This is a genomic window from Rhodococcus sp. BH5, from assembly GCF_027583855.1.
In the GTDB taxonomy this organism is placed as follows: Bacteria; Actinomycetota; Actinomycetes; order Mycobacteriales; family Mycobacteriaceae; genus Rhodococcus_F; species Rhodococcus_F qingshengii.
In genome coordinates, this window is the sequence record NZ_JAJHVW010000004.1 from 170,037 (window position 1) to 195,500 (window position 25,464).

The 25,464-nt window shown below is 62.1% G+C and carries 26 protein-coding genes; 7 read left to right on the forward strand and 19 right to left on the reverse strand.

Features of this window, described 5'->3' with window-relative positions:
- Together RhoBH5_RS12555 and RhoBH5_RS12560 are read right to left on the reverse strand one after the other, a co-directional pair.
- Positions 1 to 858, reverse strand: coding sequence for an MlaE family ABC transporter permease (locus tag RhoBH5_RS12555; protein WP_003945491.1), 858 nt, complete (start codon positions 856 to 858; stop codon positions 1 to 3).
- Positions 858 to 1,667, reverse strand: coding sequence for an MlaE family ABC transporter permease (locus tag RhoBH5_RS12560; RefSeq protein ID WP_270008371.1), 810 nt, complete (start codon positions 1,665 to 1,667; stop codon positions 858 to 860). The genes RhoBH5_RS12555 and RhoBH5_RS12560 overlap by 1 nt, the downstream gene beginning before the upstream one ends.
- A gap of 541 nt (positions 1,668 to 2,208) precedes the next feature.
- Between RhoBH5_RS12560 and RhoBH5_RS12565 the strand changes: the two genes are divergently transcribed.
- Positions 2,209 to 3,468, forward strand: a complete 1,260-nt coding sequence (locus tag RhoBH5_RS12565; protein ID WP_270008372.1) for a TetR/AcrR family transcriptional regulator — start codon at positions 2,209 to 2,211, stop codon at positions 3,466 to 3,468.
- 34 nt (positions 3,469 to 3,502) lie between these two features.
- Positions 3,503 to 4,708 (forward strand): winged helix-turn-helix domain-containing protein, encoded by a 1,206-nt coding sequence (locus RhoBH5_RS12570; protein ID WP_007734244.1) that lies wholly within the window; start codon positions 3,503 to 3,505, stop codon positions 4,706 to 4,708.
- Between the two features lie 245 nt (positions 4,709 to 4,953).
- Here RhoBH5_RS12570 and RhoBH5_RS12575 read toward each other — a convergent pair whose 3' ends face one another.
- Complete coding sequence (locus RhoBH5_RS12575; RefSeq protein ID WP_269613097.1) at positions 4,954 to 6,108, reverse strand: Rieske 2Fe-2S domain-containing protein; 1,155 nt, start codon at positions 6,106 to 6,108, stop codon at positions 4,954 to 4,956.
- Positions 6,109 to 6,191: 83 nt separating this feature from the next.
- A complete protein-coding gene (locus tag RhoBH5_RS12580; protein WP_058039200.1) occupies positions 6,192 to 6,956 on the reverse strand; it encodes an SDR family NAD(P)-dependent oxidoreductase in 765 nt (254 codons plus the stop codon).
- A 250-nt stretch (positions 6,957 to 7,206) separates the two neighbouring features.
- Here RhoBH5_RS12580 and RhoBH5_RS12585 point away from each other — a divergent pair, with 250 nt between their 5' ends.
- A complete protein-coding gene (locus RhoBH5_RS12585; RefSeq protein ID WP_007734248.1) occupies positions 7,207 to 7,926 on the forward strand; it encodes an IclR family transcriptional regulator in 720 nt (239 codons plus the stop codon).
- Between the two features lie 78 nt (positions 7,927 to 8,004).
- On the opposite strand, the gene RhoBH5_RS12590 is transcribed toward RhoBH5_RS12585, so the two are convergent.
- From RhoBH5_RS12590 to echA20, 4 genes are read right to left on the reverse strand one after another with little or no spacing between them, the layout of a single operon-like run.
- Complete coding sequence (locus tag RhoBH5_RS12590) at positions 8,005 to 9,066, reverse strand: NAD(P)H-dependent flavin oxidoreductase (RefSeq protein WP_270008373.1); 1,062 nt, start codon at positions 9,064 to 9,066, stop codon at positions 8,005 to 8,007.
- Entirely contained in the window at positions 9,063 to 9,818 is a 756-nt protein-coding gene (locus RhoBH5_RS12595; protein ID WP_042920450.1) for a CoA-transferase subunit beta, read from the reverse strand. Before RhoBH5_RS12595 ends, RhoBH5_RS12590 begins: the two co-directional genes overlap by 4 nt.
- Complete coding sequence (gene ipdA / locus RhoBH5_RS12600; protein ID WP_042449482.1) at positions 9,815 to 10,723, reverse strand: cholesterol ring-cleaving hydrolase subunit IpdA; 909 nt, start codon at positions 10,721 to 10,723, stop codon at positions 9,815 to 9,817. Before ipdA ends, RhoBH5_RS12595 begins: the two co-directional genes overlap by 4 nt.
- 7 nt (positions 10,724 to 10,730) lie before the next feature.
- Entirely contained in the window at positions 10,731 to 11,507 is a 777-nt protein-coding gene (gene echA20, locus RhoBH5_RS12605) for a (7aS)-7a-methyl-1,5-dioxo-2,3,5,6,7,7a-hexahydro-1H-indene-carboxyl-CoA hydrolase (RefSeq protein ID WP_003945611.1), read from the reverse strand.
- 102 nt (positions 11,508 to 11,609) lie between these two features.
- Between echA20 and RhoBH5_RS12610 the strand changes: the two genes are divergently transcribed.
- Complete coding sequence (locus RhoBH5_RS12610; protein ID WP_003945561.1) at positions 11,610 to 12,524, forward strand: SDR family oxidoreductase; 915 nt, start codon at positions 11,610 to 11,612, stop codon at positions 12,522 to 12,524.
- Positions 12,525 to 12,591: 67 nt separating this feature from the next.
- On the opposite strand, the gene RhoBH5_RS12615 is transcribed toward RhoBH5_RS12610, so the two are convergent.
- The 4 genes from RhoBH5_RS12615 to RhoBH5_RS12630 form a co-directional block, all read right to left on the reverse strand.
- Positions 12,592 to 13,263 (reverse strand): GNAT family N-acetyltransferase, encoded by a 672-nt coding sequence (locus RhoBH5_RS12615; protein WP_003945460.1) that lies wholly within the window; start codon positions 13,261 to 13,263, stop codon positions 12,592 to 12,594.
- A 94-nt stretch (positions 13,264 to 13,357) separates the two neighbouring features.
- Positions 13,358 to 13,771 carry a hypothetical protein gene (locus RhoBH5_RS12620; RefSeq protein ID WP_007734258.1) on the reverse strand — a complete coding sequence of 138 codons (414 nt, stop codon included), beginning with the start codon at positions 13,769 to 13,771 and terminating at the stop codon, positions 13,358 to 13,360.
- A 57-nt stretch (positions 13,772 to 13,828) separates the two neighbouring features.
- Positions 13,829 to 14,317, reverse strand: coding sequence for a nitroreductase family deazaflavin-dependent oxidoreductase (locus tag RhoBH5_RS12625; RefSeq protein WP_047269597.1), 489 nt, complete (start codon positions 14,315 to 14,317; stop codon positions 13,829 to 13,831).
- Position 14,318: 1 nt separating this feature from the next.
- Complete coding sequence (locus tag RhoBH5_RS12630; protein WP_003945509.1) at positions 14,319 to 15,482, reverse strand: steroid 3-ketoacyl-CoA thiolase; 1,164 nt, start codon at positions 15,480 to 15,482, stop codon at positions 14,319 to 14,321.
- A gap of 174 nt (positions 15,483 to 15,656) precedes the next feature.
- Here RhoBH5_RS12630 and RhoBH5_RS12635 point away from each other — a divergent pair, with 174 nt between their 5' ends.
- Positions 15,657 to 16,907 (forward strand): cytochrome P450, encoded by a 1,251-nt coding sequence (locus RhoBH5_RS12635; RefSeq protein WP_007734267.1) that lies wholly within the window; start codon positions 15,657 to 15,659, stop codon positions 16,905 to 16,907.
- Positions 16,908 to 17,101: 194 nt separating this feature from the next.
- Here RhoBH5_RS12635 and RhoBH5_RS12640 read toward each other — a convergent pair whose 3' ends face one another.
- The 6 genes from RhoBH5_RS12640 to RhoBH5_RS12665 all read right to left on the reverse strand — a co-directional run bounded on the left by RhoBH5_RS12640 (position 17,102) and on the right by RhoBH5_RS12665 (position 22,215).
- Complete coding sequence (locus tag RhoBH5_RS12640; RefSeq protein WP_020906296.1) at positions 17,102 to 17,482, reverse strand: VOC family protein; 381 nt, start codon at positions 17,480 to 17,482, stop codon at positions 17,102 to 17,104.
- A 173-nt stretch (positions 17,483 to 17,655) separates the two neighbouring features.
- Positions 17,656 to 18,066 (reverse strand): nuclear transport factor 2 family protein, encoded by a 411-nt coding sequence (locus RhoBH5_RS12645; protein ID WP_007734269.1) that lies wholly within the window; start codon positions 18,064 to 18,066, stop codon positions 17,656 to 17,658.
- A 9-nt stretch (positions 18,067 to 18,075) separates the two neighbouring features.
- Complete coding sequence (locus RhoBH5_RS12650; protein WP_270008374.1) at positions 18,076 to 18,939, reverse strand: TIGR03619 family F420-dependent LLM class oxidoreductase; 864 nt, start codon at positions 18,937 to 18,939, stop codon at positions 18,076 to 18,078.
- Between the two features lie 36 nt (positions 18,940 to 18,975).
- Complete coding sequence (locus tag RhoBH5_RS12655) at positions 18,976 to 20,157, reverse strand: thiolase domain-containing protein (RefSeq protein WP_070160561.1); 1,182 nt, start codon at positions 20,155 to 20,157, stop codon at positions 18,976 to 18,978.
- Positions 20,157 to 21,227 (reverse strand): thiolase domain-containing protein, encoded by a 1,071-nt coding sequence (locus RhoBH5_RS12660; protein WP_007734273.1) that lies wholly within the window; start codon positions 21,225 to 21,227, stop codon positions 20,157 to 20,159. The genes RhoBH5_RS12655 and RhoBH5_RS12660 overlap by 1 nt, the downstream gene beginning before the upstream one ends.
- A 10-nt stretch (positions 21,228 to 21,237) precedes the next feature.
- Positions 21,238 to 22,215: a Zn-ribbon domain-containing OB-fold protein gene (locus tag RhoBH5_RS12665; RefSeq protein ID WP_021342921.1), complete on the reverse strand. Its 978-nt coding sequence runs from the start codon at positions 22,213 to 22,215 to the stop codon at positions 21,238 to 21,240.
- A gap of 73 nt (positions 22,216 to 22,288) precedes the next feature.
- Here RhoBH5_RS12665 and RhoBH5_RS12670 point away from each other — a divergent pair, with 73 nt between their 5' ends.
- Both RhoBH5_RS12670 and RhoBH5_RS12675 read left to right on the forward strand, forming a co-directional pair.
- The gene (locus RhoBH5_RS12670; RefSeq protein WP_125050319.1) at positions 22,289 to 23,326 is read left to right on the forward strand and encodes an LLM class F420-dependent oxidoreductase; all 1,038 of its coding nucleotides are present in this window, start codon (positions 22,289 to 22,291) and stop codon (positions 23,324 to 23,326) included.
- A 173-nt stretch (positions 23,327 to 23,499) separates the two neighbouring features.
- Positions 23,500 to 24,474 (forward strand): hypothetical protein, encoded by a 975-nt coding sequence (locus RhoBH5_RS12675; RefSeq protein WP_042920440.1) that lies wholly within the window; start codon positions 23,500 to 23,502, stop codon positions 24,472 to 24,474.
- Between the two features lie 137 nt (positions 24,475 to 24,611).
- Here RhoBH5_RS12675 and RhoBH5_RS12680 read toward each other — a convergent pair whose 3' ends face one another.
- A complete protein-coding gene (locus RhoBH5_RS12680; protein ID WP_007734275.1) occupies positions 24,612 to 25,436 on the reverse strand; it encodes a crotonase/enoyl-CoA hydratase family protein in 825 nt (274 codons plus the stop codon).
- Positions 25,437 to 25,464: the final 28 nt, after the last annotated feature.

The following is a 25,464-nucleotide window of genomic DNA, read 5'->3' on the forward strand; positions in this document are numbered from 1 at the left end:
TCAGACCCCCATTCCCGGGATCTGGGGCACGAGGCCCCACAGCGCGAAAGTCATCAGTACGTCGAGGATTCCGATCGCGAGGATCGCAGTTCGGAGCGCGCGCCCGGCCGCTTGCCCGACGCCGGCCGGACCACCGGAGGCATAGTAGCCGTACGCGCAGTGAACCAGCGCGACAACAGCGGCGAACACCACGGCCTTGAGACCCGAGTACAGGAGATCCTGCGGAGAGATCGCCAGATGGAAGAAGTAGTCGTAAGTACCGGCCGATGCGCCGTTGAAGAACACGACGACCAGTCGGGTCGAGAGGTAACTGGCCAGGAGTCCGATCATGTAGATCGGGATGACACAGATCATGGCAGCGATCACCCGGGTACCCGCGAGGAAGGGGATCGATCGGATCGCCATCGAGTCCAGCGCGTCGATTTCGTCGGAGATACGCATGGCCCCGATCTGGGCGGTGAAACCCGTTCCGACCTTGGCGGCCAACGCGATCGCGACGACAACAGGGGCCAGTTCACGGGTGTTGGCAACCGCGGACAGCATGCCGGAGAGCGAGGTCATCCCGACAAGCTCCAGGCCCCGGTGGGTCTCGACGCCCAACATCATCGCCGCGGCCAGCGACATCGCGAAGACGATCCCGATGGTGCCGCCGCCGGACAACAAGGAATTCGTGCCGAAGCTGACCTCGCTGATCTGACCGAGTACATGCTTGCGGTACTTGGTGAGCGCAAAGGGGATCGATGCGATAGTGCGGACGTAGAAAGTGACGTGCTGACCGAGGGAGACGAGGCCGTCGCCCGCGGTTCGCAGGGGTCTGCTCGCTTGACGTGCTCGAACACGGAGATCGACGAGCGACATCAGAATTCACCGACTGCCGGGACGATTACGGTGTAGAGCGCGGACAACACTGTGTTCACGATGAAGACGAGCGCGAACGCGATGACCACGGCTTCGTTGACTGCGTCGGCAACGCCGCGTGGGCCACCTTTTGCATGTAGACCTTTGAAGGTGGCGACCAAAGTCGAAGCGATGCCGAAGACCGCAGCCTTCACCAAAGCCATGACGAAGTCGGAAGATCGCCCGTACTGACTGAACGTTGCCATGAACGTTCCGGCCGGAAGATGCTGGACGTAGATGTGGTACAGGAAGCACGCGATCACACCGCCGAAGGTGACCATCGAACACAGTGCAAGGGAGACGATCACTGCCGCAACCAATCTCGGTGCGACGAGGCGCTCGATCACGTCGATGCCCATCACTTCCATCGCGTCGATCTCTTCCCGGATCTTTCGTGAACCCAAATCCGTGCAGATCGCCGATCCTGCGACACCGGCCATCATCAACGCGCACACCAGCGCCGCGGCCTGACCGACGATGATGAAAGCTACGACAGCTCCGGAATATCCACCGGCTCCGATCCGGCCGGCCAGTTCACCGACCGAGACGGCGATGAATACACCGATCGGAATCATGAGAAACAGCGACGGGCCGGTGCTGACGCGACCGATGAACAGGGTCTGAGTAACCGTCTCGTGCAATGAGAGTCGTCTGCGCAGGATTGCCGTGAACAGGCCGAAGAGTGCCTGAACCGAGAATCCGATCAGATAGCCCCCCTGTAACGCTACGTCTCGCACCGGGCCCTTCGCGGCTGGCAGCTCGTACGTCATCTAATTGAATTCCTTTGCAGATCAACAGTGTTCGGCACGGAGTTCGAACTGTTCGAGCGCTGGCGGTCGAGCGAACTGCCTGTGAAGCATCTCACACATATATGTGTCCAAGCAAGCATTATGTGAACCGAAATTCTCGTCGAACTGTCAGCCCTGTTGACCGAGTTTCCTTCATTGACGTGGAGATATCGGAACTGTTCATATCGACATCCTGTGTATGTTTACGAATATTCCGAATCTGTCAGTCGGATTGCTTCGTGGATGCGGGCTGGATGCTTCGAGCGGTGACCCTACCCACTGCTGGTGGCCACAGGCAACGTTTTGTTAACGAAGATTCTCGGTGGAAGCAACGGGGGAGGTGGCGAAGGGCGAGTGGTGTGTTCTGATCAAAGGCAGCGTTACCTGCATGTATGAAACTCTAGACGCGCGATGTGCTGAAATCGGTGTACGAGATTTCAGAATCATGCTTATGCTGATTCTCGTCTGATGAGCAGGCGGATCGAAGTGCTTTGTGCGTGAGGGCTGGAGAGTGGGGTACACGGTGAGCCTGAACGATCAGTTCGTCGACGCGCAGACGTCGAATGGGATTGTTCGGCAGCCGAGGTCCGACTCCGTCAAGAGGCGACCGAAGGACCGCAAGGCGCAGATCGCGGCTGCAGCGGCAATCGCGTTCAGTGAGCGCGGATATCCTGCTGTCAGTGTCGACGACATCGCGTCGGCGGTCGGTATTTCGGGTTCGGCGCTCTATCGGCACTTTCCGAACAAGTACGCGATGTTCCGCCACGCGGCACTGGAGTTGACCGGAGCGCTCGCCAGTGCCCTCGATGCCGTTTCGGTTGCGCCTGCGGCAACCGATGCGCAGCGGTTGCGCGAAGATCTGATTGCAGTGATACGAACGACGATCCGCAATCGGCGTACGGCCGGAATCTATCGTTGGGAGAGCCGGTTTCTCGACACCGATGATCGGAAATCCGTTCGAGCGCAAGCCAGTACGGTCAATCGCCGAGTAGCCCGGCATCTTTCGCGCTCCGAACCCGCGATGACGGCGAGGGACGAGACCCTTGTCGTGGCAGCGATGTTCAGCGTCATCGGCAGTATCACCGTCCATAACCTGTTGCTGCCCCAGCGAGCGATGGAGAAGGTTCTGCTCGACGCGTGTCTGGCGATAGATCAAGGTGAGGGTGCAATCACCGCTAGCCGCTTGGAGCAGTCCTCGTTACCTCGAACCGTGACCACGAACAAACGTGAACGTCTCTTGCAGGAAGCCGTGCGCCTTTTCGACTCTCGCGGGTATCACGACGTCAGCATCGAAGAGATCGCCGCGGCCGCCGGCTTGAACGCGTCCGGTATGTACCGCTACTTTCCCAGCAAGGCAGAGCTTCTCGGCGCCGTGTTCTATCGAGCTGCAGATCGCTTGGACTTGGCGACGGCAGCGGTCTTCGACTCCGCGACTTCGCACGAACAAGTGCTCCGGTCACTGTCGGCGATGTACGTGGAGTTGTCGTTTGCACAGCACGAATTGATGTCGGTCTACTTCTCCGAGATGAACAACCTTCTGCCGAGTCATCGAAGCGATCTGAAGAATCGCCAGAAGCTTTACGTGGTCGAATGGGCGCGAGTGCTCGGCGAGATTCGTCCTGAGCTGTCGGCAGTAGAGGCGAAGTTCGTAGTTCACGCTGCGCTCAATCTGGTCCCGGATGTCGGCCGCATGATGAAGTTCGACGCTGCCGCAGAGAACGCGGCCATGTTGCAGGTGTTCATGTCGGCAGTACTGTTCGGCCGTCGGGCTTCGGCCGCCTGAAGCGTGTCGGTGGGTGTGCGTAGTCTGGCCCACTATGAGCGAAGTCGTGTCACTGGCAGCTGCCCGTCGCATAGCGCTTGCCGCTCAGGGATTCGGCAAATCGCATCCCACGACGGTGACGCGTCGCAATCTGGTCGGCGTGATGGACCGGCTGCAGGTGCTGCAGATCGACTCGGTCAATGTCTTCGAACGCAGTCACTACCTACCCGTTTATGCGCGATTGGGCGCATACGACAAATCCAGACTCGATCAGCTTGCCTTCACCCCCGGTTCGGGATACCTCGAATACTGGGGTCACGAAGCAACGTTCTTGCCGGTGGACATGTGGCCGTTGTTCCGCTGGCGGATGGACCAGTTTCGCGCCAAAGCGTTGAGTGACAAGGACGGGTGGGCTTCCGATCGGCGCGTCTTCCTCGATTGGTTGCGGCAGGAGTTGCGCGACAACGGTCCGATGGCGGCGAGCGAGATCGAACACGAGGCGAACACGCGGCGCGGTCCGTGGTGGGGGTGGTCCGACGTGAAGGTCGGGCTCGAGACGCTGTTCCGTTGGGGCGAGGTGGTCTCGGCGGGGCGCGCCGGTTTCGAGCGTCGTTACGGCCTGGCCGAGCAGATGCTTGCACCCGAGATACTCGACGCACACGTCGAGCGGTCGGAGGCGATACGCGAACTGGTGCTGCGGGGTGTGAAGGCACACGGTCTCGGCACCCTCGACGACATCGCCGACTACTTTCGTCTGCCCAGCGCAGAAGCACGAACGGCCTTGCAGGAACTCGAAGACGCCGGCAGCGTGCGCCGGGTGTCCGTCGACGGCTGGGAGCGTCGAGGCAAGGCAAGGGAGGTGTGGATCGATCCGCGAGCGAAGCGTCCCAGGTCCATCCGTGCGGATGCGCTGTTGTCACCCTTCGACCCGGTAGTGTGGGCACGCGATCGAGCGTTGCGGCTCTTCGACTTTCACTACCGGATCGAGATCTACACTCCGGCGCACAAGCGAGTTCACGGATACTACGTGCTCCCGGTGTTGATCGACGACAAGATCTGCGCCCGAGTCGATCTGAAGAACGACCGTCAGAACCGTCGACTGCTTGTCCGCGCGGCGTGGGCCGAACCCACCGCGGACGCCGACACTGCGCCGCGGTTGGCGGAACTCCTTCGGAGAACTGCGCGTTGGCAGGGCTGCGACACCGTCGAGGTGGAGAACAAAGGTACGTTGTCTCAGCAGTTGGCCGCCGCTATGACGTGAGCCTTCAGGTCGCGAGGACGATTGTCATTCGGGAACTGTTATGCGTCCGTCGGTAGCTGCCTGATTGATGGAATTTCTCAATGCGGAACAACTTCCGGATCGAATTCTCGGCGGTTCAGCATCGTCGCGGTACTCCAAACATGCGGTACGCGAATCTGATCGCCACTGGGTCGACGTGTGATGCCAGCTGTTCTTCTCCACGAGGACGTATGTTCCGCACCGCTCGCAGTCCAGCGGTTCCATGGTCATTGCCCTACTCCTGCGGCGGCCCTGCGTGCGATGTTGTCAGCGACTTCCTGCTTCCACACTTCGATGGGTTTGCTTGTGTCCATCTCGAATTCGAAACGGTCGACCATCTCGGGCGTGACGTCGGCGACGTCCACGTAGAACTGTTCATACCACCGCCTCAGTTGGTATACCGGACCGTCCTCGGTGCAGAGCAGCGGATTGTCGATGCGGGTCTTGTTCTTCCAGATCTCGATGTCCTGCTCGAACCCGACACCGATGTACCCGATCATCGCGTCGACAAGTTGATCGGCGAACTCGGCGGGCATCTCTGCGGACTTCTGGACGGTAATGCCGTACATGAGTACGAATTTGTTCGGGCTCACCGGGTAGTGGCAGTTGATCAGCACCGAATCGGTCGTGAAGTTCTCGTAGACGTAGCGCAAGTCGTCGATCATGAACGACGGTCCGTGGTAGGCCGCTGTCGAAAGATTCGACACCAACTTCGGTACGTCGGGGTCGGTCCAGGTCACGATGTCGTCGCGGTTGATGCCGCTCTGCTCCTGGATGGCGACGTGTCCTTCGAAGACGTTCTTGAAATAGGTGGGGAACGAGAAGTGCACGTAGAAGAAGTGCGCCATGTCAACGACGTTGTCGACGATTTCTCGGCAGTTCGTATCGATGACTATCGACTTCCAGACCCAATCGGTCCACTCGTGCTCCGCAGACTTGATGATCGGTATAGCGACTTCGGCAAGAGGCGGATTGCCTTCGGGGTCGTGCCAGACGAAGAGCAGCCCGTCTTGTTCGAGCGCAGTCCAAGCGCGGGTCTTGGCAAGCGGGGGGACACGTCGAGCATAGGGAATCGCGGTGCACTTACCGTTGCCTCCCCACCTCCAGTCGTGGAAGGGGCACGCGATCGAATCGCCCTTGACCGTGCCCTGACTCAGGTCGCCGCCCATGTGACGGCAGTACGCGTCGAGGATCTTCAGTTCGCCATGCGAGTCGGAGAAGACGACCAGTTTGGTACCGAAAGCTTCGACGGAATGCGGGTTCCCGTCGCTGTAGTCCTTGGCGAGGCCGAGGCAGTGCCATCCGCGGGCAAATCGAGTGGGAGGTTCTCCCTGGTCGATGATGCGAACCTCTTCCGATTCATTGACATCCGCAATTGTCATGTTCTTCCTTTCGTGAGTGCACCCGGTGGGCTGGACCGAGCGACGTTGTACGACAGTCGAAGGGGTGTAAATCTCTGGGCAAGTCACATACGCTGCGACGAGACGTTGCCGCCGTCGACAACCAATTCCGTTGCGGTGATGTAACTTGCTTCGTCGGACAGCAGGAAGCGGACAGCGTGTGCGATTTCCTCCGGGCGACCGAGCCTGCCGAGGAGGATGCGTCGTTCGAATGCCCCGTCACCCAATGCGTCTACGGTCGGCTGAAGCAGAGGGGTCAGAATCTGTCCGGGAGAGACGCAGTTGATCCGAATGCCGTCCGGGCCCAGTCGGTCCGCCAGCGATCGGACCATCGACAACATCCCACCCTTTGCAGCGGAGTAGACAGGGTTGATTGCATTGCCCAAAGTTGCGTTGATCGAAGCGATTCCGACTATTGCCGAACCGGGATTGGCCGTGAAATCAGGCATCAACTGTTGAACCAACAGGATGAGCGGACGTAGATGGGTGTTGATACCCGTCTCCCACACGTCGAGCGTCACTCCTTCGAGGGATCCGATATCGACGACCCCGGCGGAGTGAACAAGTCCGCCGATGGAGGGAAGTGAGGAACGGGTTGTGGCCAATGCGGCCGCGTAGTCGTCCGCTCTCGTGAGATCGATTCCCACTCCGATGGCGTCGATGCCGAATTCGGAGGAGATCACTGCTGCCTGATCGACCGCTTTTGCCTCGTCGATATCCCAGAGAGCGACTGGTCGTCGGATCGCCGCGAGCGCGCGGGCGGAGGCCAATCCGATTCCGGATGCGCCGCCGGTGATGATCACGCCTGTCGACGGGGATGAAGCATTCATGTGTCCTCCTGATTTTGAAGCGTTCTGCTCGGCGCCGCATGATCTGATGGGCTCGGGTCATCACTGTGACGAGGGATGGATTCGGGCTCAACGAACATGACCGATCATCGGTATAGGTGCTGGTGAGAGCCCATGCAGATGCATCTCCCGCTGCGTGGGAAACGTACTGGCGTCGTGTGTCCACGGAAGCTCAGATGGGCGGAACGAATGTTGGCTGCCGAAGCGGCGGGCCACCGGAACGGAGACATCGATGTTGGTCGGACCGATCACCGAAGAGTCCATCCCCATGTCAACTCTCGACAGACTGTCGGTGGTGGTGGACTGCTTTCGTGACGCGCCTCGGCTGACATTGGGGGAGGTGGCGCGCCGAACCGGGATTCCGCGATCGTCCGTGCACCGGATGCTACTGAAACTCGTGAGGATGAACTGGCTACGCCGCGAAGGACTCGAGTACGAGATAGGCGACAAGCTAGGAGATCTGGGCGCGCTCTCGCTGTATCGAAACAAAGTGGATCGAGTGGTTACGCCCCTACTTCAGCAATTACATTTCGTGACTGGACACGCCGTGCACCTCGGGGTGTTGGAAGGAAACCATGTGCGCTACATCCAGAAGATCGGGAGCCTGATGGTCCCCGACCTTCAGACTCGCGTCGGCTCACGTATCCCAGCGCAAGCGTCGACCATCGGGAAGTCACTGTTGAGCGCCGGCAACAGATCGGTGGCATCGTCGCACAACGCCAATGGCGTTCGCCAACACTCAGTTGCGTTCGGAATCTGCAATTCCGGGATGGGCTGTATCGGTGCGCGAATCGGGGTGCTCGACCACATGCCAGTAGGTCTCTCGATTTGTGGGCCCTTGATTCGCGGCACGATAGACAAGCGGAACGCCGCTCCCGTACAGATGGCGGCAGCAGCGATCTCGCAGTATTTCGGAATGATCGACGGGTTCGAGCAGGAGAAGACGGGATAGTCCGACAAACGCAAAGAGTGCGCCTCCCCCCACTACGCGTAAAGCGCAGTGGGGGAGACGCACTCGGATAGAGCTGTGTCAGCGAAGAGCCGCAAGCGCGTCGATACGCCCCGCGGCACCTTCCATGATGCTTTCGATCAGTTCCTTGCAGCTGGGCAGATCGTTGATCATGCCGACAACCTGACCCGAAGCAAGAACACCGGCTTCCGTATTGCCCTCGACCAGTCCGGCCTTGAGCAACATCGGGGTGTTGGCTGCCATGATGATCTGCATCAGCGTGCGGTCACCCGACCGCTTCATCGCGAGACCGTCCTTGGCGAGGGTCGACCACTTCATGCCCGTCATGGCCTTGAACTTTGTGGCATTCTTGGCCGCGGCGATCAAACCGGTTGCATAGCTGGAACCTTCGAGGCTGTTGACCAGGTCGGTGTTGAGCACACGATGAGGCATGCCATCGACCTTGCGGGAGACAGTCGTATCCGTCAGTCCGCGCTTGAGATACTCCTGTTTGACGGAATCGGGCACCGAAGAGTCGCTGGTGAGAAGGAATCGCGTTCCCATCGCGACACCGGCAGCGCCGTACGCCAGTGCGGCAGCCAGCCCGCGGCCGTCGAAGAATCCGCCACCGGCGATGACCGGAATATCGACCGCGTCGAGAACCGAGGGGAGAAGCAATGTCGTGGCCACACCGCCGGTATGGCCACCACCTTCGCCGCCTTGGACGATGACGGCGTCCGCGCCCCAGGATGCAACCTTGACCGCGTGCTTCGCGGCACCGATCGAGGGCACGACGACGATGCCGTGGTCCTTGAGCTTGGCGATCAGTTCCTTCTTGGGAGCCAACGCAAACGACGCGACCTTGACGCCTTCACGGATCAGCAGATCCGCGCGTTGCGGGGCGTCAGTGGCGTCGGCACGCATGTTGACGCCGAACGGCTTGTTCGTGAGCTGCTTCGTCTTCTTGATCGCGTGCTCGAGCTCGTCGTACGTCATCGTGGCCGAAGCCAGGATGCCGAGACCACCGGCGTTAGCCGTTGCCGACGTGAGAGCGGGACCGGAAACCCAGCCCATACCCGTCTGCACGATCGGGTACTCGACACCGACCAGTTCGGTCAGCGCGGTCTTCAGGGTGGGGGTCATGCCGAGACCTCACGGTCCCGGAGGTTGCGCGGATCGAGGGTTTCGCGGATGAGGTGAAGTTCTTCGACGGTGGGGTCACGGGTGATACCGGCCTCGGCGAGTCCGGCAACCTCGAACGAGGTGTTCTCGGCTACCTCTTCGGCGGTGACGCCGGGGTGAAGGCTCAACGCGCGGAAGGTGTTTCCTGGTCCGCCGAAGTCGAAGACACCGAGGTTGGTGACGACGCGGGGGATGTTCAGGTACTTGTAAGCCGGATTCTCGGGATCGATCTGGTCGTAGCCGACACCGCACACCACGTCGACCTTGTCGACGAACACTCGCTTGGAGTGCTTGGGGACGAAGTAGCTCGTCGCGTGGTTGATGGTGTTACCCGGGGCGCCGCGCACACCGAACATCTGACGCGTCGGCTGCTGAAGCGGGCCGAAGGCGGAGAGGTTCTGGTTGCCGTGGCGATCGAGCTGATTGGCGCCCATGACTACGTGACGGCGGCCGGAAGCGACGACGTCGAACACCTTGCGGAAAGGCATCCATCCTTCGACGGGGCCCTTTGTTCCGACGGCCGGAGTGTCCTCGAGAATGAGGGCTTCACCATCGGTGATCAGCAGGTCGGGTTCGGTGGTGAGTCGAGCCAGGCGAGCGCCGATGGTGGACGACGTCGACATCGGGCTGGCCATGATTTCGCCTGCACCGGAGAAGATTTCAGCGCAAGCGAGAACAACGTACTCTGCGCGGGTGACGGTGGATTCGCTCATTTTGCCTGCTCCCCTGCCTTTGATGAATCGGCAAACTTCTTTACTGCGGCTTGGTAGTCCTCTTCGCTGCCGGAGAGGAAGGTGTCGACGAACGCCTGCCACGACTCGGGGGTCTTGGCGGACTCGGCGTAGTGACGCTGGAACTTCTCGTCGCGGCCGTAGCTTTCGCCGGCCAACGTGAAGTGCGCACCATTGGGTGCCTCGACGACGGCGTCAACCATCATGCGGTTGAGCAGAAGGTTCTGCAGTGGAACGGATTTGACCAGTTCCTCGGTCTCGACAATGCGTTCGACGGAGACGTATCGCTTTTCGGCGGCCATGCAGTACAGGTCGTCGAAGTACGGGTCGACGCCGTTGTACGCGGCATTGCCGTGCTTGTCACCGAGATTGAGATGAACGAACGACGCATCGAGGTTGAGCGCAGGCATCGCGATCAAGGTCTCGGAGCGGCCGTCGGCCTCGGGGTACGGGGAGGTGACGGTCTTGAGTTCGTCGCCCCAGAAGTTGCGGACATCCGAACCCAGGCCGGCGCGGATCGGGAGGAAGGGAAGGCGAGCGGCAGCTGCTTCGAGGCCACACTTGACCATGCCCTCGTCCATCTCGCGGACTTCGATCTCACCGGCGGTGCGTGCCTTGGCAAACCACGGGTCGTAGAACGGCGCGGAGTCGAGGGACACGAAACCGTAGTATGCCTTCTTGACCTTGCCGGCCGAGCACAGCAGTCCGAGATCCGGTCCGCCGTAGGTGACCACGGTCAGGTCTTTGACGTCCGAACGCAGAATCGCACGCACGAAGGCCATCGGCTTGCGGCGAGATCCCCAGCCGCCCAAGCCGATCGTCATTCCGCTGCGGAGTTCGCCGACTACCTCGTCGAGCGACTTCGTCTTGTCACGCTTGCTAGCCATGTTTGTCTCAGCCTTCCTTCTGGGTTGCGTTCTCGCGCGGCTTGCCGGTGGCGACGAACTCGTCGCGGTGTTCGTCGGACACGCCGAGGAGGTTGAGTTCGAAGGTGTAGCCCTGCTCGAGGCGGTAGCTGCCCTTGACGTCCACCGGGTCGATGCCGTTGATGGCTTCCTTGGCGCACCGGATGATGCGGGTGTCCTTGGCGGCGATCTTCGCGGCGATCTCGCGAGCGCACTCGTCGAGCTTCTCGCGCGGGACCACGTCGTAGACGCTGCCGAACTGCTTGAGTGTGTGCGCGTCGACGCTCTGTGCGGTGTAGTAGAGCGTGCGCATCATGTGCTGTGGCACCAGCCTCGAGAGGTGTGTGGCAGCGCCGAGTGCGCCGCGGTCGACCTCGGGGAGGGAGAAGATCGCGTCGTCGGAAGCGACGATCACGTCCGCGTTGCCGACGAGTCCGATGCCGCCGCCGACACAGAATCCGTTGACGGCCACGACGACGGGTACAGCACAGTCGTAGACGGCCGCGAAGGCCGCGGCGCAACCGCGGTTGGCGGCGACCAGCGCGTCGAATCCCTCGGTGGCCTGCATCTCCTTGATGTCGACGCCGGCGTTGAATCCGCGTCCCTCGGCTCGCAGGATCACTACGTGAGTGTTGAGATCCTTGCCCGCGTCGAGGATGGCGTCGGCAAGCTCGAACCATCCCTTGGACGGGATTGCATTGACCGGCGCGTAGTCGATGGTGACCGTGGTGATGCCGGTTCCGTCGGAGGAGGTGCTGATGCCCATATCGGGATTCCTTACGTCTGTGTACCAAACCAAGCGATTGCTTGGTAAGTTAGCACACAAGCGGAGCCGACAAGCCCGAGCAGAGTGCATTAGGAGACAAATATGAGTGGATTGGTCGACGGACGCGTAGTCATCATCACCGGGGCTGGCCGCGGTATCGGACGTGCGCATGCATTGGCATTTGCTGCCGAGGGCGCCAAGGTCGTCGTCAACGACATCGGTGCGGGTGCCGACGGTTCCGCGACCGGTGAGAGTCCGGCCGAGCAGGTTGTCGCGGAGATCATCGCCGCCGGTGGTCAAGCAGTGGTCAACGGAGACGACGTCGCCGACTGGGCGGGCGCCGAGAATCTGATCAAGACCGCGATCGACACCTTCGGTGGCCTGGACGTACTCGTGAACAACGCAGGCTTCCTGCGGGACCGCATGCTGGTCGGCATGAGCGAAGGCGAGTGGGACGCGGTGATTCGCGTGCACCTCAAGGGGCACTTCGCGCCGCTCCGTCACGCAGCTGCCTACTGGCGCGCCGAGGCCAAGGCAGGCAAGACCGTCGACGCACGCATCATCAACACCAGTTCGGGTGCAGGACTGCAAGGTTCGATCGGCCAGGGTAACTACGCTGCGGCGAAGGCCGGTATCGCCGAGATGACCATCCAGGCCGCCGCCGAGCTCAAGAATTACGGAGTCAGTGTCAACGCGATCGCGCCTGCTGCGCGCACACGCATGACTGTCGGCGCGGGCGGGGCGATGGCAGAAGCGATGGCAGCTCCGGAAGAGGGCTTCGACGCCATGGCGCCCGAGAACATCTCGCCGCTGGTCGTCTGGCTCGGTAGCGCCGAGTCCAAGGACGTCACGGGCCGGGTGTTCGAGGTAGAGGGCGGAAAGATCACCGTCGCGGAGGGCTGGCGTCACGGCCCGAGCGAGGACAAGGGAGATCGCTGGGACCCGAAGGAGATCGGGCCCGTCGTGGCAACGCTGTTGGAGAAGGCGGAGATTCCGACGCCGGTGTACGGGGCGTAGGGCCTCCGGCCCCGTGAGTGGTTAAGGAGTGCAGGAACTCCTCAACCACTCACAGGCGGCGTGCCGCCTACGCGGGCGCCCGAACCACCAACACGGTGCCGGGGAACTCAGCTGCGAGTTCGCGCCGCGAATGCTTCACGCAGGCTGTGCCGTAGCCCTTCTTGCGAGATTCCGGCGCGATCCAGATCGCCACGTTCACCTCTTGGCCGTCGAGTTCGCCGAATACCAGGCCGACGCTCTTCGGGCCGTCACCGGAGACGTCCTCGGCGACGAACCAGGCAGCGCTCTCGTCGTCGATCCGACCGAGACCGCCGACGCGCTCGGCTTCGATCCGATCCTCGCTCCACGGCTTGCCGTCTTCGCCGAGCTGCTCGGCCGAGCGAATCGTGAACAGTGCCTTGTCTTCTGCGCTGTCGCTGAACGGACGCAGGGTGAAGTTCTGCCCGCTGCTCGCGGGACGATCGAGCGTCGTCCATTCGAGAGTGGCGTCGAGATTCTCCAGCTCGCCCTGGATGCGATCGCGCGCTGCCTTGGTCAGTGCGCTGAACTTGAGGCTCAGAACTGCTTCGGCATTTGCTTCCGACGTGCCGAGGAGTTCCGCGACGGTGGTCAGTGCCTCCTGGTGGTCCTTGCTGTCGACCACTGCGTCCAGCACCTCGTGGCGACGCTCCAGCGCACGCACGAGGGCTGAGGTGATCTCGCGTCGGTCCAGGATTTGATCTTGAATATGCGTCGTCATATATGCGACTCCTTGCTGTGTTCGAGGCTCTGTCGAAACGCCGTGCGGACCGTACGAGTCAATAGTGCTCCAACTCGCCGGTTATGGCACGCGTTCAGCCTCCGGTGCGGCGAACGAGCCGTTCGTAGCGCTGGCGGGCGGCTTGAGTGCTTCCGAGTCCCAGCCCGAAAGCGATGTCCTGCCAGGTCATGCCCCGTTCGCGGGCAATCCCGAGGAACAGTGCTTCCAGCTGTTCCATTTCGGCTCGGGCCTTGGGGATCAGAGTCAACGCGGCCATGACGTCGGCATCGTCGACCTCGGGTTCGTTCGGCTGCGGTGTGTCGGTGCCACCCGCAAGACGAGCCACGACGCGCACCGCGCCGTAGGGCTCGAGCATCTCCGGATGAGATTGCCGCGCGCGCTGGCTTGGGGTCGCGCCGTGGCGCTCGCTGATTCGAAAGAGTCCGGCGTACTCGCGATGTGCGCGTTCGCGGCCGGAATCGATCGGTCTGAACTGGTCATCGGTCATGAACCCAGGGTGGCACGAACCCGGGTCAATGTAAACGTTTTGTTGTAAACAGTTCGTTTAACTCTCCAGTGGCTCGCACACGATGACGGGAATGACCCGGTCGGTCCAGGCCTGATAGTTGTCGAAATCCGGATACATCGCCCTCAACATCGGCCACAGCCGAGCGCGCTCGTCCTCGGCCGCGACGCGGGCTTTCATCGAGCGGATCCGAGACTTGATCTGCACCGTCACCACCGGGTCTGCCTTGATGTTGAGGTACCACATCGGGTTCTTCGGAAGACCGCCTTGCGACGCCACCAGAATCACGTTCTCGCCGTCCTCGAGGAACAGCAGCGGGCTGATCCGCTCCTCGCCGGATTTGCGACCGGTGGTGGTCAGCAGGCAGATCGGCAGCCCGCGAGGGAACGCGCTGCCGACCCGCCACTTGCTACCCAGCCGCCCGTCGGTGGCGCGATACATCGCGACGTTCGCCTTCGACATCCACTTGATGATCTTGACCGTCGCCGGAGCGTCGAGTCCCTTGGGTTTGGCTGGGGGAGTAGTCATCTCAGATACGCTCGATGATGGTTCCGGTGGCCAGTGCGCCGCCGGCGCACATCGTGATCAGAGCCGTCGAGCCGTTGCGACGCTCGAGTTCGTGCAGTGCGGTGGTGATCAGGCGAGATCCCGTGCTGCCGACCGGATGGCCGAGAGCGAGCGCGCCGCCGTTGACATTGACGTTGTCGAAGTCAGGTTCGTGAACCTGAGCCCAGGACAGTGCGACGGATGCGAATGCTTCGTTGATCTCGAACAGATCGAGATCGCCGATCTTCATTCCGCTCTTCTCCAGGACACGGCTGGTTGCCTGCACCGGTCCGTCGAGGTGGAATTCCGGTTCCGAGCCGACCAGCGCCTGGGCGATGATGCGGGCTCGCGGCTTCAATCCGAGCGCGCGAGCCTTGTCCTCGTCCATGAGCAGGACTGCGGCCGCTCCGTCGGAGATCTGGGAAGACGTTCCGGCCGTGTGAATCCCGCCTTCGAGGACGGGCTTCAGTCGGGCAAGGGACTCCGCCGTCGTATCGCGCAGGCCCTGATCGCGATTGACGACCTTGGTCTCGCCCGTGAGGTTTCCTTCCTTGTCGACCTGGGGTGCCGAGAGTTCGAGAACCTCGCGGTCGAAACGTCCTTCCTCCCAAGCCTGCTTGGCCAGCGCCTGCGAGCGGACGCCGAGGGCTTCGACGTCGTCGCGGGTCAGTCCGCGTCGACGCGCGATGCGTTCTGCAGCTTCGAACTGGTTGGGCATGTCGATGTCCCACGTCGCGGGTCGGCGCGGTCCGGCCTGATCGCCGACGTTGGCGCCGAGGGGAACCTGGCTCATGGCTTCGATGCCGCAGGCGATACCGGCGTCGATGGCGCCGGTGGCGATCAGACCGGCGATCAGATGGTTCGCCTGCTGGGCCGAACCGCACTGGCAGTCCACGGTGGTTGCGCCGGTCTGCCACGGAAGTCCGGCGTGCAGCCAGGCCGTGCGCGTGATGTTGTTGGACTGAGCGCCGGCCTGGGTGACGCAGCCGCCGATCACCTGCTCGATCAGCAACGGGTCGATTCCCGACCGGTCGAGAACTCCCTTTTGTGCAGCTCCGAGGATCTCGGCGGCGTGCAGACCGGCGAGCCAACCTCCGCGCTTGCCGATCGGTGTACGGACAGCCTCGACGATTACTGGTGTGCCCACAGCGGGCTCCTTTCCTTGTAATGAAAAAGTAGAACAGGTTCTCTGCGGGAAGCAAGACCTGCCGACGTTTCCTTTCCTAGTAAGCAGGCTTGTGTTTCAATGAGAGTAGAACGTGTTACACATCACGGATCCCCATCACCCCTGTGATGAAAAGGCTTAGGGCAGGAGACATCAGTGGCACAGCCCGCATTCCCCGAGGGAATCGACTTCACGGACCCCGACATCTACGCGGAACGCATGCCGTTCGAGGAGTTCGCCGAACTCCGGAAGACGGCCCCCGTGTGGTGGAATCCGCAGCCCCCGGAAATCGGTGGATTCCAGGACGAGGGCTTCTGGGTGGTCACCCGTCATGAAGAGGTCAAGGAAGTTTCGCAGCGAAGCGACATCTTCTCGACCCACGAGAACACTGCGATTCCTCGCTTCGCCGACGACATCCCGCGTGAGAACGTCGAGATGCAGCGATTCATTCTCATCAACAAGGACGCTCCGGAGCACACCAAGCTGCGCAAGCTGGTATCTCGTGGATTCACCCCGCGCGCCATCAACAGCCTGCGCGAGGAACTGACCGAGCGTGCCGAAAAGATCGTCACGACCGCGGCTGCCGGCGGTGCCGGTGACTTCGTGGTTCAGGTCGCGTCCGAACTTCCGCTGCAGGCAATCGCCGAGCTTCTCGGTGTGCCGCAGGAAGATCGAATGAAGCTCTTCGACTGGTCCAACCAGATGACGTCGTACGACGATCCCGAGTTCGACATCGACCCGCAGGCAGCGTCGATGGAGATTCTGGGATACGCGTACCAGATGGCGGATCAGCGCAAGAAGTGTCCCGCCGATGACATCGTCACCAAGCTCATCGAAGCTGACATCGACGGAAATGAGCTCTCCCCAGAGGAATTCGGCTTCTTCGTGATCCTGCTTGCGGTCGCGGGTAACGAGACCACTCGCAATGCCATCACACACGGCATGGTTGCCTTCCTCGACAATCCCGACCAGTGGGAGCTGTACAAGAAGGAACGCCCCAAGACGGCGGCCGACGAGATCGTTCGTTGGGCGACCCCGGTGACTTCCTTCCAGCGCACCGCGCTCGAAGACACCGAACTCGGCGGACAGAAGATAAAGAAGGGCGATCGCGTCGTGATGATGTACGCGTCGGCCAACTTCGACGAGGACGTCTTCGAGAACCCGACGAAGTTCGACATCATGCGTGACCCCAATCCGCACCTCGGATTCGGCGGCACCGGTGCGCACTACTGCATCGGCGCCAACTTGGCCCGTCTGGAAATCGATCTGATCTTCAATGCGATCGCCGATCACCTACCCGACATCACCAGGCTCGGGGATCCCCGACGCCTTCGCTCGGGCTGGCTCAACGGCATCAAAGAGTTTCAGGTTGATTACAAGACATCGGGCTGCCCGGTCAAACACTGATCCGGACATATACTGACCTGGTAACCGGCGAGTAGGTTCTGTGTAGGTTTTCGGGAGTTGCCTCTGCACTCTCGAACACGCAGAACTACAGTAGACGTTCCGGGAAGCCACTTGTTGGCAACCTGGAACTGCGGCGGCGTCTGCGGGATCCCTCATCTCCCGTAGGCGCCGCCGTTTGTAGTTCAATCTCCAATTCAGCCGCCGTACGGTTTGGTGATGGCTTCCAGGAAATGTCCCGACGGGTCGAGGAAGTAGACCCCACGCCCACCGTCGTTGGTGTTGAAGCCGGTACTCGACTGGCGCGGATCGGCCCAGTGATCCAGTTTCAACGCCTGTATCCGCTGGTAGATGCCGTCGAAGTCATCCTCGGAGACGAGGAAGGCATAGTGCTGAGACGCAACCTCGGCGCCTTCTTCCACCTGTGCGAAGTCCAACGTCACGCCGTGCTCGAGTTCAACGCCGAGAAAGTAGCCGGCTTCGACTGGGCCTGGAAGACCGAACATGTGAGTGAAGAACCACGCAGACTCTTGTCGGTCTTTTGCGGCGATGATGGTGTGATTGAACGAAATGGTCATGAGTGACCCCTTGCGGTACGACGCCTCCATGCCTGACGCAGTCCGTCATCGACACGCGACGTTGGGAACCAGGAAACCATTTCGAGGTTCTCGGTGCAAGTACGACAGGCTGATTCGAATACGACGAGCGCGGCCCCGGTCGATGACCGGGGCCGCGCTCGTACTGTGGGTTCTCAGGCTTTGCGTGCCGTCTTCATCGCACGGTCCACTTCCCAGAATGCTCGAAGCGACGCGATCTTGCCGTCGTCGTTCACCCGGTAGACGAACACGCCCTCGGCGTCGATGATCGAGCCGCCGATGGTGGTTCGGATCTTGCCGATGTTGACGTTCTCGTTGCCGCACACCAGGGAATCGTCGATCAGAAATTCGAGCTTGTCCGCGTTCGCGATCGTCATGTCGTAGAACTTGGAGATCGCTTCGCGCCCGTGATGGCCTTTGCCTTCGGGATCGAAGCCCGAAGGCCCGACCGGATCTTCCACCCAACCGTCCTCGGCGAAGAGGTCCAGCCAGGCTTCCTTGTTCTTGCCACTTGCTGCGGCGCGCGAAGCGTTACCCGCGACGCGGGCGGGGTGTTCGTCGGTCATCGCGGCTCCTCAGTTGATGTACTGCTCGGCGAATTTGCGCATCGAATCCCGCTTTGCCTCCAGCGGGGCATCGAATCCGATTCCGTCGAAAACCCAAGGCACGGTGATGATGTCCGTGACGCCGGCATCTTCGAGCTCTGCGTAACCGTCCTTGCCGAAACGGTCGATGCACACCGTCTGGATTTCGAACGGCTCGTTCTCGCGGCCGTACTCGGAGCGCAGTTCGCGTAGTCGTGCGATCACACCCACCAGGTCGTCGAACTTGATCATCGCCGAGGTCCAACCGTCGCCGACTCGCGCAGCACGCTTGAGTGCGACCTCGGTGTGGCCGCCGACGTAGAACGGAACCGGCTTGGTGGGGGCCGGGCTCATCTGCAGGCGATCGAAATCGAAGAACTCACCGTGATACTCGACCATGCCGCCGCCGAGGATCAGTTTGAGGACGTCGATCATCTCGTCCACACGTGCGCCCCGACGCTTGTACGGAGCGCCGCACCACTCGAACTCTTCCGGAGCCCAACCGATTCCGACGCCGAAGCCGAAACGGTTGTTCGTCAATGCGGCCACGGAACCGACCTGCCGCGCGAGCAGGACGGGATTGCGGCTACCCAGCTTGAGCACCTGGGTGTAGAACTCGATCTTCTCGGTCACCGCGCCCATTGCAGCCGCGGCGATGAGCGGATCGACCCAGGGGGTCTCGGCATTCCACATCCGAGACCCGTCCGGGGTGTACGGGTAATCCGCCGCCTGCGTTTCCATGAAAAACAGTGAATCGGGGAGAGCGATCGACGAAAAGCCGCATTCCTCGGCAGTTTTGGCGATACCGGCTAACTGGTCCAAGGGGTTCATGGCAACCCCGACGGTGTACTTCATCTTCGGCCTCTTCCTGATCGGCGTGTGTGCTGCTGCTTACGTGGTGGGACGTTCGGAGCCGACGACCCACATCGAGAAGTACTGCGAGCCACCGCCGTAGGCATGGCCGAGAGCCTTGCGAGCATCGGCTACCTGGTGATCGCCGGCGCGGTGCATGACCTGCATCGCCGACTCGGCAAAACGGATCATGCCCGAGGCGCCGATCGGGTTGGAGGAGAGAACACCGCCCGAGGCATTGACCGGGAGCTTGCCGCCGATCGCGGTTTCACCCGCCTCGGTGAGCTTCCAGCCCTGGCCTTCCTCCGCGAAGCCGAGGTTCTCGAGCCACATCGGCTCGAACCACGAGAACGGGACATAGATTTCGGCGCAGTCGATCTCGTTGAGCGGATCGGTGATTCCCGCTGACTTCCACAGTGCTGCTGCAGCGTCACGGCCGGCCTGCGGATTGACCTGATCGCGTCCGGCATAGAAGGTCGGCTCGGTGCGCATGGCCGTCGCGTGGATCCACGCGACCGAACGACCCTCGGCCTCGACCTTTGCGGCCGCTTCCTCGTTGCCGATCACCAGAGCGCACGCGCCGTCAGAGGACGGGCAGGTCTCGTCGTATCGGATCGGATCCCAGAGCATCTGAGATGCCTGTACCGATTCGAGAGTGATGTCCGGCTGCCGCAAGTGCGCATACGGATTGAGGCTGCCGTTGAGCCGATCCTTCACCGCGACGAGGTAGCCGATGTGCTCCGGTGCGCCCGATCGACGAATGTACGAACGGACGTGCGGGGCGAAGTATCCACCGGCACCGGCGCCGACAGGCATGTTGAACGGAACCGGTACGGACAGCGCCCACATGGCGTTCGACTCGGACTGCTTCTCCCAGGAAACCGTCAGAACCCGCTTGTGGACACCGGATTTGACCAGGCTGGAGGCGACGATAGCTGTCGAACCGCCCACCGATCCGGCAGTGTGAACACGCAGCAACGGCTTTCCGTTTGCGCCCAGAGCATCCGACATGGCGAGTTCGGGCATCATCGAACCCTCGAACAGGTCGGGGGCCTTTCCGATGACGACGGCGTCGATGTCGTCCCAGCCGACGTTGGCGTCGAGCATCGCGGCGTCGATGGCTTCACGAACCAAGCCCGCCATCGAGACATCGTGACGCTTTGCGACGTAGTGAGTTTGGCCGGTGCCGAGCACGGCCGCGAGTTGAGGCGTTCCGGCCATCAGTTCCGTCCCTCCAAGACTGCTACCAGGTTCTGCTGCAGCACAGGGCCGCTTGTTGCATGGGCCAGAGCGCGATTCGCCTGGCCGTCGAAGATTGCCTTGGCGGCGTGGCCGATTCGTTCCAGACCACCGGCGAACAGTGGGTTGCCGCTGAGCGGACCGCCGGACGGATTGATCGTGGTGGCGTCGGTCAGGCCGATCGCTTCCTTCAAGATCAATTCCTGGTGAGTGAACGGTGCGTGCAGTTCGGCGACGTCGATGTTGCCGACCTCGCCGCCCGTTGCCGCCTTGGCTGCCGACGTAGTGGACGGTGAGGTGGTCAGGTCACGTGCACCCAGGTTGGGGGAGTCGATGCGATGCTCGAGTCCGGTGATCCACGCCGGCCGCTCGCAGAGATCGCGGGCGCGGTTACCCGAGGCCAGGACGATTGCTGCCGCGCCGTCGGTGATGGGCGCACAATCGTGTGCGCGCAACGGATCTGCGAGGAAGGGGCTGGCGAGAAGGGCCTCGATGTCGACCTCGCCTGCGAGCTGAGCCTTCGGATTGCTCAGCGCGTGACGACGGCTACGAGCGGCAACCTCCGCCATGTCCTCGTGCGTCCACTTACCCGCGTCGAGTCCGAGTCGGGCTTGAAGTCCGGCGATCGAGACGGAGTCCGGCCACAGCGGAGTGACGAGGTACGGATCGAGCTGCATGGACAGGATCTTGCGCAGGTGCCCGGCGGAGGACTTGCCGAATCCGTACACCAGCGCGGTCTCGACCTCACCGGTCAAGATCTTGATCCACGCTTCGTAGAAGGCCCACGCAGCGTCCATCTCGACGTGAGATTCGTTGATCGGCGGGACCGCTCCGATGGAGTCGATGGCCGAGATGAAGGAGAACGCTCGTCCGGCCAGGTAGTCGGAAGATCCGGAGCACCAGAAGCCGATGTCTGACTTGGTGATTCCCAGATCGCTGTAGAGCTGCTGGAAGCACGGGACGAGCATCTCGACGCCGTTGGTGGTGCCGTTGGTTTCGCGGACGTGGGGTGCCTGAGCAAAGCCCACGACTGCGATGTCTGCAGAAGTCATTTCAGGAGCCTCACAGGTGGTGTTGGAAGGTGGAGTACTCGGCGTCGGGTTCACCTGTCGGCCGGAAGTATTCGATGTTCTCGAGGGTGTAACCCCACTCTTCGCGAGGCTTCCACTTGGCTTCGACGCGCATGCCCATCCGTACGTCCGCGGCATCACATTCGAGAATCAAGTGCAGGAACGGAATGTCGGCCCCGTCGAGAAGCACGTAGGCGGCCACGTAGGGCGGTTTGATTCGCTGCCCGAGGAACGGGACGTTGACGATGCAGAAGGTGGTGACAATTCCCTTGTCCGGCAGTTCGATCTGCTCGCTCGTCGGCTTCCCGTTGGTGGGATTGGCGCCGCGCGGTGGGATGTAGATCTTGTCTTCGGGTCCGCTGCGACCACCGATGAGCTTGCCTTCTGCGAGACCGCGGAGGTAGAAACTCTCCTCGGCCGAAGCGGAATGCATGAAGTGCAGGTCGACAGGCGTCGTGATCATGGTGACAGGATCGGCGGTGGAATCGACTGTCGCGATTCCATTTTCGCTCTCACCTGGTTCGAAGCACTCGATGTCCTTGATCTGCCCGATCCGCTCCGACGCCCAGCGAGCACGGACCCGCAGGCCGGTGCTGATGTCGTCGGGGGAGTCGACGTCGACTGCGTGGAGCATGGACGTGTCCGCGCCGTCGAGCTTGATCAGGGCCCACGCGAAAGGCTTCGTCAGTGGTTGACCCTCGATGGGTTCGGGCATCCACGTCCAACTCACGACCGTTCCGCCGTCGGAGACTCCGACGAAGTCGGTCAGTGGTTCGGCCGTGTCCGGATCGAATTCCGGTGGCGGCACGAAGACACGACCGTTCGACCCGCGTGCGCCGATCACCTTGCGATCACGCAGGGCAGTCACGAACGCGCCGATGGTCGGTCCCGTCGATCTGGTGTAGTCGAAATGGAGATTCAATGGTGCGCTCAGGGGCTTGTCGGCCACCCCGCTCTTTCCGATGGTCACAAGATCGAGTAGAACAGGTTCTAGAGATTGTGGCAAGAGTCACTTCTGATCACCGGCAATGTGGAGGCCTGCGATGAAGCTTGGGTTGCAACTCGGATACTGGGGCGCACAGCCGCCGGCAAACGCCCCGGAACTGATCGAGGCCGCGGAAGGCGCGGGATTCGACGCGGTCTTCGCAGCGGAGTCGTGGGGCTCGGACGCTTTCACCCCGCTCGCCTGGTGGGGATCGCGCACCGAGAACGTCCGTCTCGGCACCTCCGTCGTACAGATTTCGGCGCGAACACCGACCAGCTGTGCCATGCACGCGCTCACTCTCGATCACCTCAACGGTGGGCGAACGATCCTCGGGCTCGGCGTATCCGGACCGCAGGTCGTCGAAGGTTGGTACGGCCAGCCGTTCGAGAAGCCGCTCGCGCGCACCCGCGAATACGTCTCGATCGTGCGCCAGGTCCTCGCCCGTGAAGCGCCCGTCACCAGTCCCGGCCCCCACTACCCTCTGCCGTATGCGGGACCGGGTAGTTCGGGACTTGGCAAGCCGCTCAAGCCCATTACGCACCCGCTGCGTGCGGACATCCCGATCTGGCTCGGCGCCGAAGGGCCGAAGAACGTCGCGCTCGCCGGTGAAATCGCCGACGGCTGGCTGGCGATCTACTACACCCCGCGCCTGGCCCCGATGTACAACAAGTGGCTCGACGAAGGGTTCGCGCGCGCCGGGGCCCGTCGCAGTCGCGAAGATTTCGAGGTGGCCGCCACGTGCCAGGTCATCGTGACTGACGATCGCGCCGCTGCCATCGCCGCTCTCAAGCCGATGACCGCCCTCTACGTGGGCGGAATGGGCGCCCCGGAGTTGAACTTTCACGCGCAGGTCTACAAGCGGATGGGCTACGAGAAGGAGGTCGACGAGATCGGTCGCCTCTTCATGTCGGGCCGCAAGGACGAAGCTGCTGCCGTCGTCCCCGACGAGATGGTCACCGAGACCATGATCATCGGCAACGTCGACGAGGTGCGCGCAGACGTGAAGCGTTGGGAGGAAGCCGGAGTCACGATGCTGCTGGTGACCTGCCGCGACGCCGACCATGTGCGAGAGCTCGCGGCCGCGGTGAGTGGTTGAGCGGGGCACCCCCCATTTTCGAGCGGTACCCCCCTTTTTCTTCGAGCGAACGGCACGTTCAGCGCATCTGAGGCGCTGAACGTACCTTTCGCTCGCCCAAAGTTATCCACAGGCGCACCGAAACCCCAGTTCGCCGCCGGGGCCCGCGCTGATGCTCGAGTCATGCTGCAACCATGCGGCGAGGAACGTGGGGCGATGATCTGGACGCGATTTACCGCGTCAGTCGAAGCGGAGTGATCCGAACGGCGGAGTTGGCGCGATTGGGCGTGTCCAACTCCGCAGTGCACACCCGGTGTCGGGTAGGTGGACCGTGGCAGCGCATATTGCCGGGGGTCATTCTGCTCAGAAACGGTCAACCGACGCCACGTCAACGCTCGATCGCTGCGCTCATGTTGAGCGGTGACGATTCCCTGCTGACCGGGCGATCAGCCATGTCGGAGTACGGATATCGAACGCACTCGGGGGATGTGCAGGTGCTCATCCCCATCGACCGTCGAGTTCAATCGGTTGGGTTCGTCACGGTGGAGCGCACTGTTCGACTGCCCGAGCCGGAGATTCGGAACGGTCTGCGCTGTGCTCCGCTGCCGCGAGCGTTACTCGACGCTGCGAGGCGGTACAAGGCGCTCGATCCCACACGGGCACTCATCGCTGAGGCTGTTCAGCGCGGCGATGTCTCGGTGCGCGAACTTGCGAAGGAACTCGAAGCGGGTAGCAGTCGGGGTTCCGCGCTACCTCGGGTCGTGTTGCGCGAAGTGAACGCGAACGTCCACTCGGTTCCGGAGGTTCACGCGCGAAAATTGTGGCAGCGGAGCGGGCTGCCGGAAATGTTGTTCAACCATGAGATCCGGGATGCCAACGGGGACTTCATCGCAGTTCCGGACGGATGGATCGATTCGGTTGCCTTCGCGTGGGACATCGACTCCTTGGAATGGCATGCCGCGCCGACGGACTACAAGCGCACGGTGGAGCGTCGGACGCGTATGCAGAATGCGGGAATCATCGTGTTGCCGACGGTGCCCAGTGCACTGCGAACGGACCCTGATCGCGTGATCGAGGACCTGCGTGCGCACTACAGATTGGCGCAGTCACGTCCCCGGCCGCAGGTGTTCGCGAGGTCGAGATGGGTGAAATTGGACGAAACCGGCTGAGCGAAAGTGCCTTTCGGCGCACTGAAGGCGCCGAAAGGTACGTTCGCTCGAAAAGGGGGTGGGTGGGACCGAGAGCGGACAGGAAAGGGGGCTCAGCCGGGGGTCGGTCAGACGGGGGTGGCTCAGACAGGGGTGGGTCAGACACCCTTGAACTGGGGCGCCCGCTTCTCACCGAAAGCCCGCGGGCCCTCCTTGGCGTCGGCGCTCATGAACACCTTCATGCCCAGCTGTGCGTCGATCTGGAAGGCCTCTTCCTCGTGCATGCCCTCGGTGTCGCGGATGGTCTTGAGAATCGCCTGCACGGCGAGAGGGCCGTTTGCACTGATCAGGTCCGCGAGCTCCAGCGCCTTGTCGAGGGCCTGGCCGTCCGGGACCACGTGGCCGATGAGCCCGATCTCCTTGGCCTCCGGAGCCTTGATGTGACGACCGGTGAGCAGGATGTCCGCCGCGATCGTGTACGGAATCTGTCGCACCAGGCGCACTGCGGAACCGCCGAGCGGGAAGAGCCCCCACTTGGCTTCGGAGACGCCGAACTTGGCGCTCTCACCCGCGACGCGGATGTCGGTGCCCTGCAGGATTTCGGTTCCGCCGGCGATAGCTGCACCCTCGACGGCGGCGATCAGTGGCTTGGTCAACCGACGACCCTTGAGGAGGCCTTCGATCTTGGACATGTCGACGCCACCGCCCGCGAAGGAATCTCCCGGCGGCTTGGCGGACATGTTCTTGAGGTCGGCGCCGGCGCAGAAGTCGCCGCCCGCACCGGTGAGGATGGCGACACGAATTTCGGGGTCGTTGTCGACCTGATCCCAGGCGTCGACCATGATCGCCATCATCTCGCCGGTGATGGCGTTCTTACGCTCGGGGCGATTCATGGTCACGATGAGAACGTGGCCACGCTTCTCCACGAGGCAATGCGGCGCGGTTTCCGAAATGTCTGATTTTTCGGTCGTCGAAGTGGACACTGATGGCTCCTGGCGGGTCTGTGAGCTG

Excerpts from the sequence above, each read along its gene's own strand:
- RhoBH5_RS12555 (WP_003945491.1), bottom strand. The coding sequence starts at position 858 with ATGTCGCTCGTCGATCTCCGTGTTCGAGCACGTCAAGCGAGCAGACCC.
- RhoBH5_RS12560 (WP_270008371.1), bottom strand. The coding sequence starts at position 1,667 with ATGACGTACGAGCTGCCAGCCGCGAAGGGCCCGGTGCGAGACGTAGCG.
- RhoBH5_RS12570 (WP_007734244.1), top strand. The coding sequence starts at position 3,503 with ATGAGCGAAGTCGTGTCACTGGCAGCTGCCCGTCGCATAGCGCTTGCC.
- RhoBH5_RS12575 (WP_269613097.1), bottom strand. The coding sequence starts at position 6,108 with ATGACAATTGCGGATGTCAATGAATCGGAAGAGGTTCGCATCATCGAC.
- RhoBH5_RS12580 (WP_058039200.1), bottom strand. The coding sequence starts at position 6,956 with ATGAATGCTTCATCCCCGTCGACAGGCGTGATCATCACCGGCGGCGCA.
- RhoBH5_RS12585 (WP_007734248.1), top strand. The coding sequence starts at position 7,207 with ATGTTGGTCGGACCGATCACCGAAGAGTCCATCCCCATGTCAACTCTC.
- RhoBH5_RS12590 (WP_270008373.1), bottom strand. The coding sequence starts at position 9,066 with ATGACCCCCACCCTGAAGACCGCGCTGACCGAACTGGTCGGTGTCGAG.
- RhoBH5_RS12595 (WP_042920450.1), bottom strand. The coding sequence starts at position 9,818 with ATGAGCGAATCCACCGTCACCCGCGCAGAGTACGTTGTTCTCGCTTGC.
- ipdA (WP_042449482.1), bottom strand. The coding sequence starts at position 10,723 with ATGGCTAGCAAGCGTGACAAGACGAAGTCGCTCGACGAGGTAGTCGGC.
- echA20 (WP_003945611.1), bottom strand. The coding sequence starts at position 11,507 with ATGGGCATCAGCACCTCCTCCGACGGAACCGGCATCACCACGGTCACC.
- RhoBH5_RS12610 (WP_003945561.1), top strand. The coding sequence starts at position 11,610 with ATGAGTGGATTGGTCGACGGACGCGTAGTCATCATCACCGGGGCTGGC.
- RhoBH5_RS12615 (WP_003945460.1), bottom strand. The coding sequence starts at position 13,263 with ATGACGACGCATATTCAAGATCAAATCCTGGACCGACGCGAGATCACC.
- RhoBH5_RS12620 (WP_007734258.1), bottom strand. The coding sequence starts at position 13,771 with ATGACCGATGACCAGTTCAGACCGATCGATTCCGGCCGCGAACGCGCA.
- RhoBH5_RS12625 (WP_047269597.1), bottom strand. The coding sequence starts at position 14,317 with ATGACTACTCCCCCAGCCAAACCCAAGGGACTCGACGCTCCGGCGACG.
- RhoBH5_RS12640 (WP_020906296.1), bottom strand. The coding sequence starts at position 17,482 with ATGACCATTTCGTTCAATCACACCATCATCGCCGCAAAAGACCGACAA.
- RhoBH5_RS12645 (WP_007734269.1), bottom strand. The coding sequence starts at position 18,066 with ATGACCGACGAACACCCCGCCCGCGTCGCGGGTAACGCTTCGCGCGCC.
- RhoBH5_RS12650 (WP_270008374.1), bottom strand. The coding sequence starts at position 18,939 with ATGAAGTACACCGTCGGGGTTGCCATGAACCCCTTGGACCAGTTAGCC.
- RhoBH5_RS12655 (WP_070160561.1), bottom strand. The coding sequence starts at position 20,157 with ATGGCCGGAACGCCTCAACTCGCGGCCGTGCTCGGCACCGGCCAAACT.
- RhoBH5_RS12660 (WP_007734273.1), bottom strand. The coding sequence starts at position 21,227 with ATGACTTCTGCAGACATCGCAGTCGTGGGCTTTGCTCAGGCACCCCAC.
- RhoBH5_RS12670 (WP_125050319.1), top strand. The coding sequence starts at position 22,289 with ATGAAGCTTGGGTTGCAACTCGGATACTGGGGCGCACAGCCGCCGGCA.
- RhoBH5_RS12675 (WP_042920440.1), top strand. The coding sequence starts at position 23,500 with ATGCGGCGAGGAACGTGGGGCGATGATCTGGACGCGATTTACCGCGTC.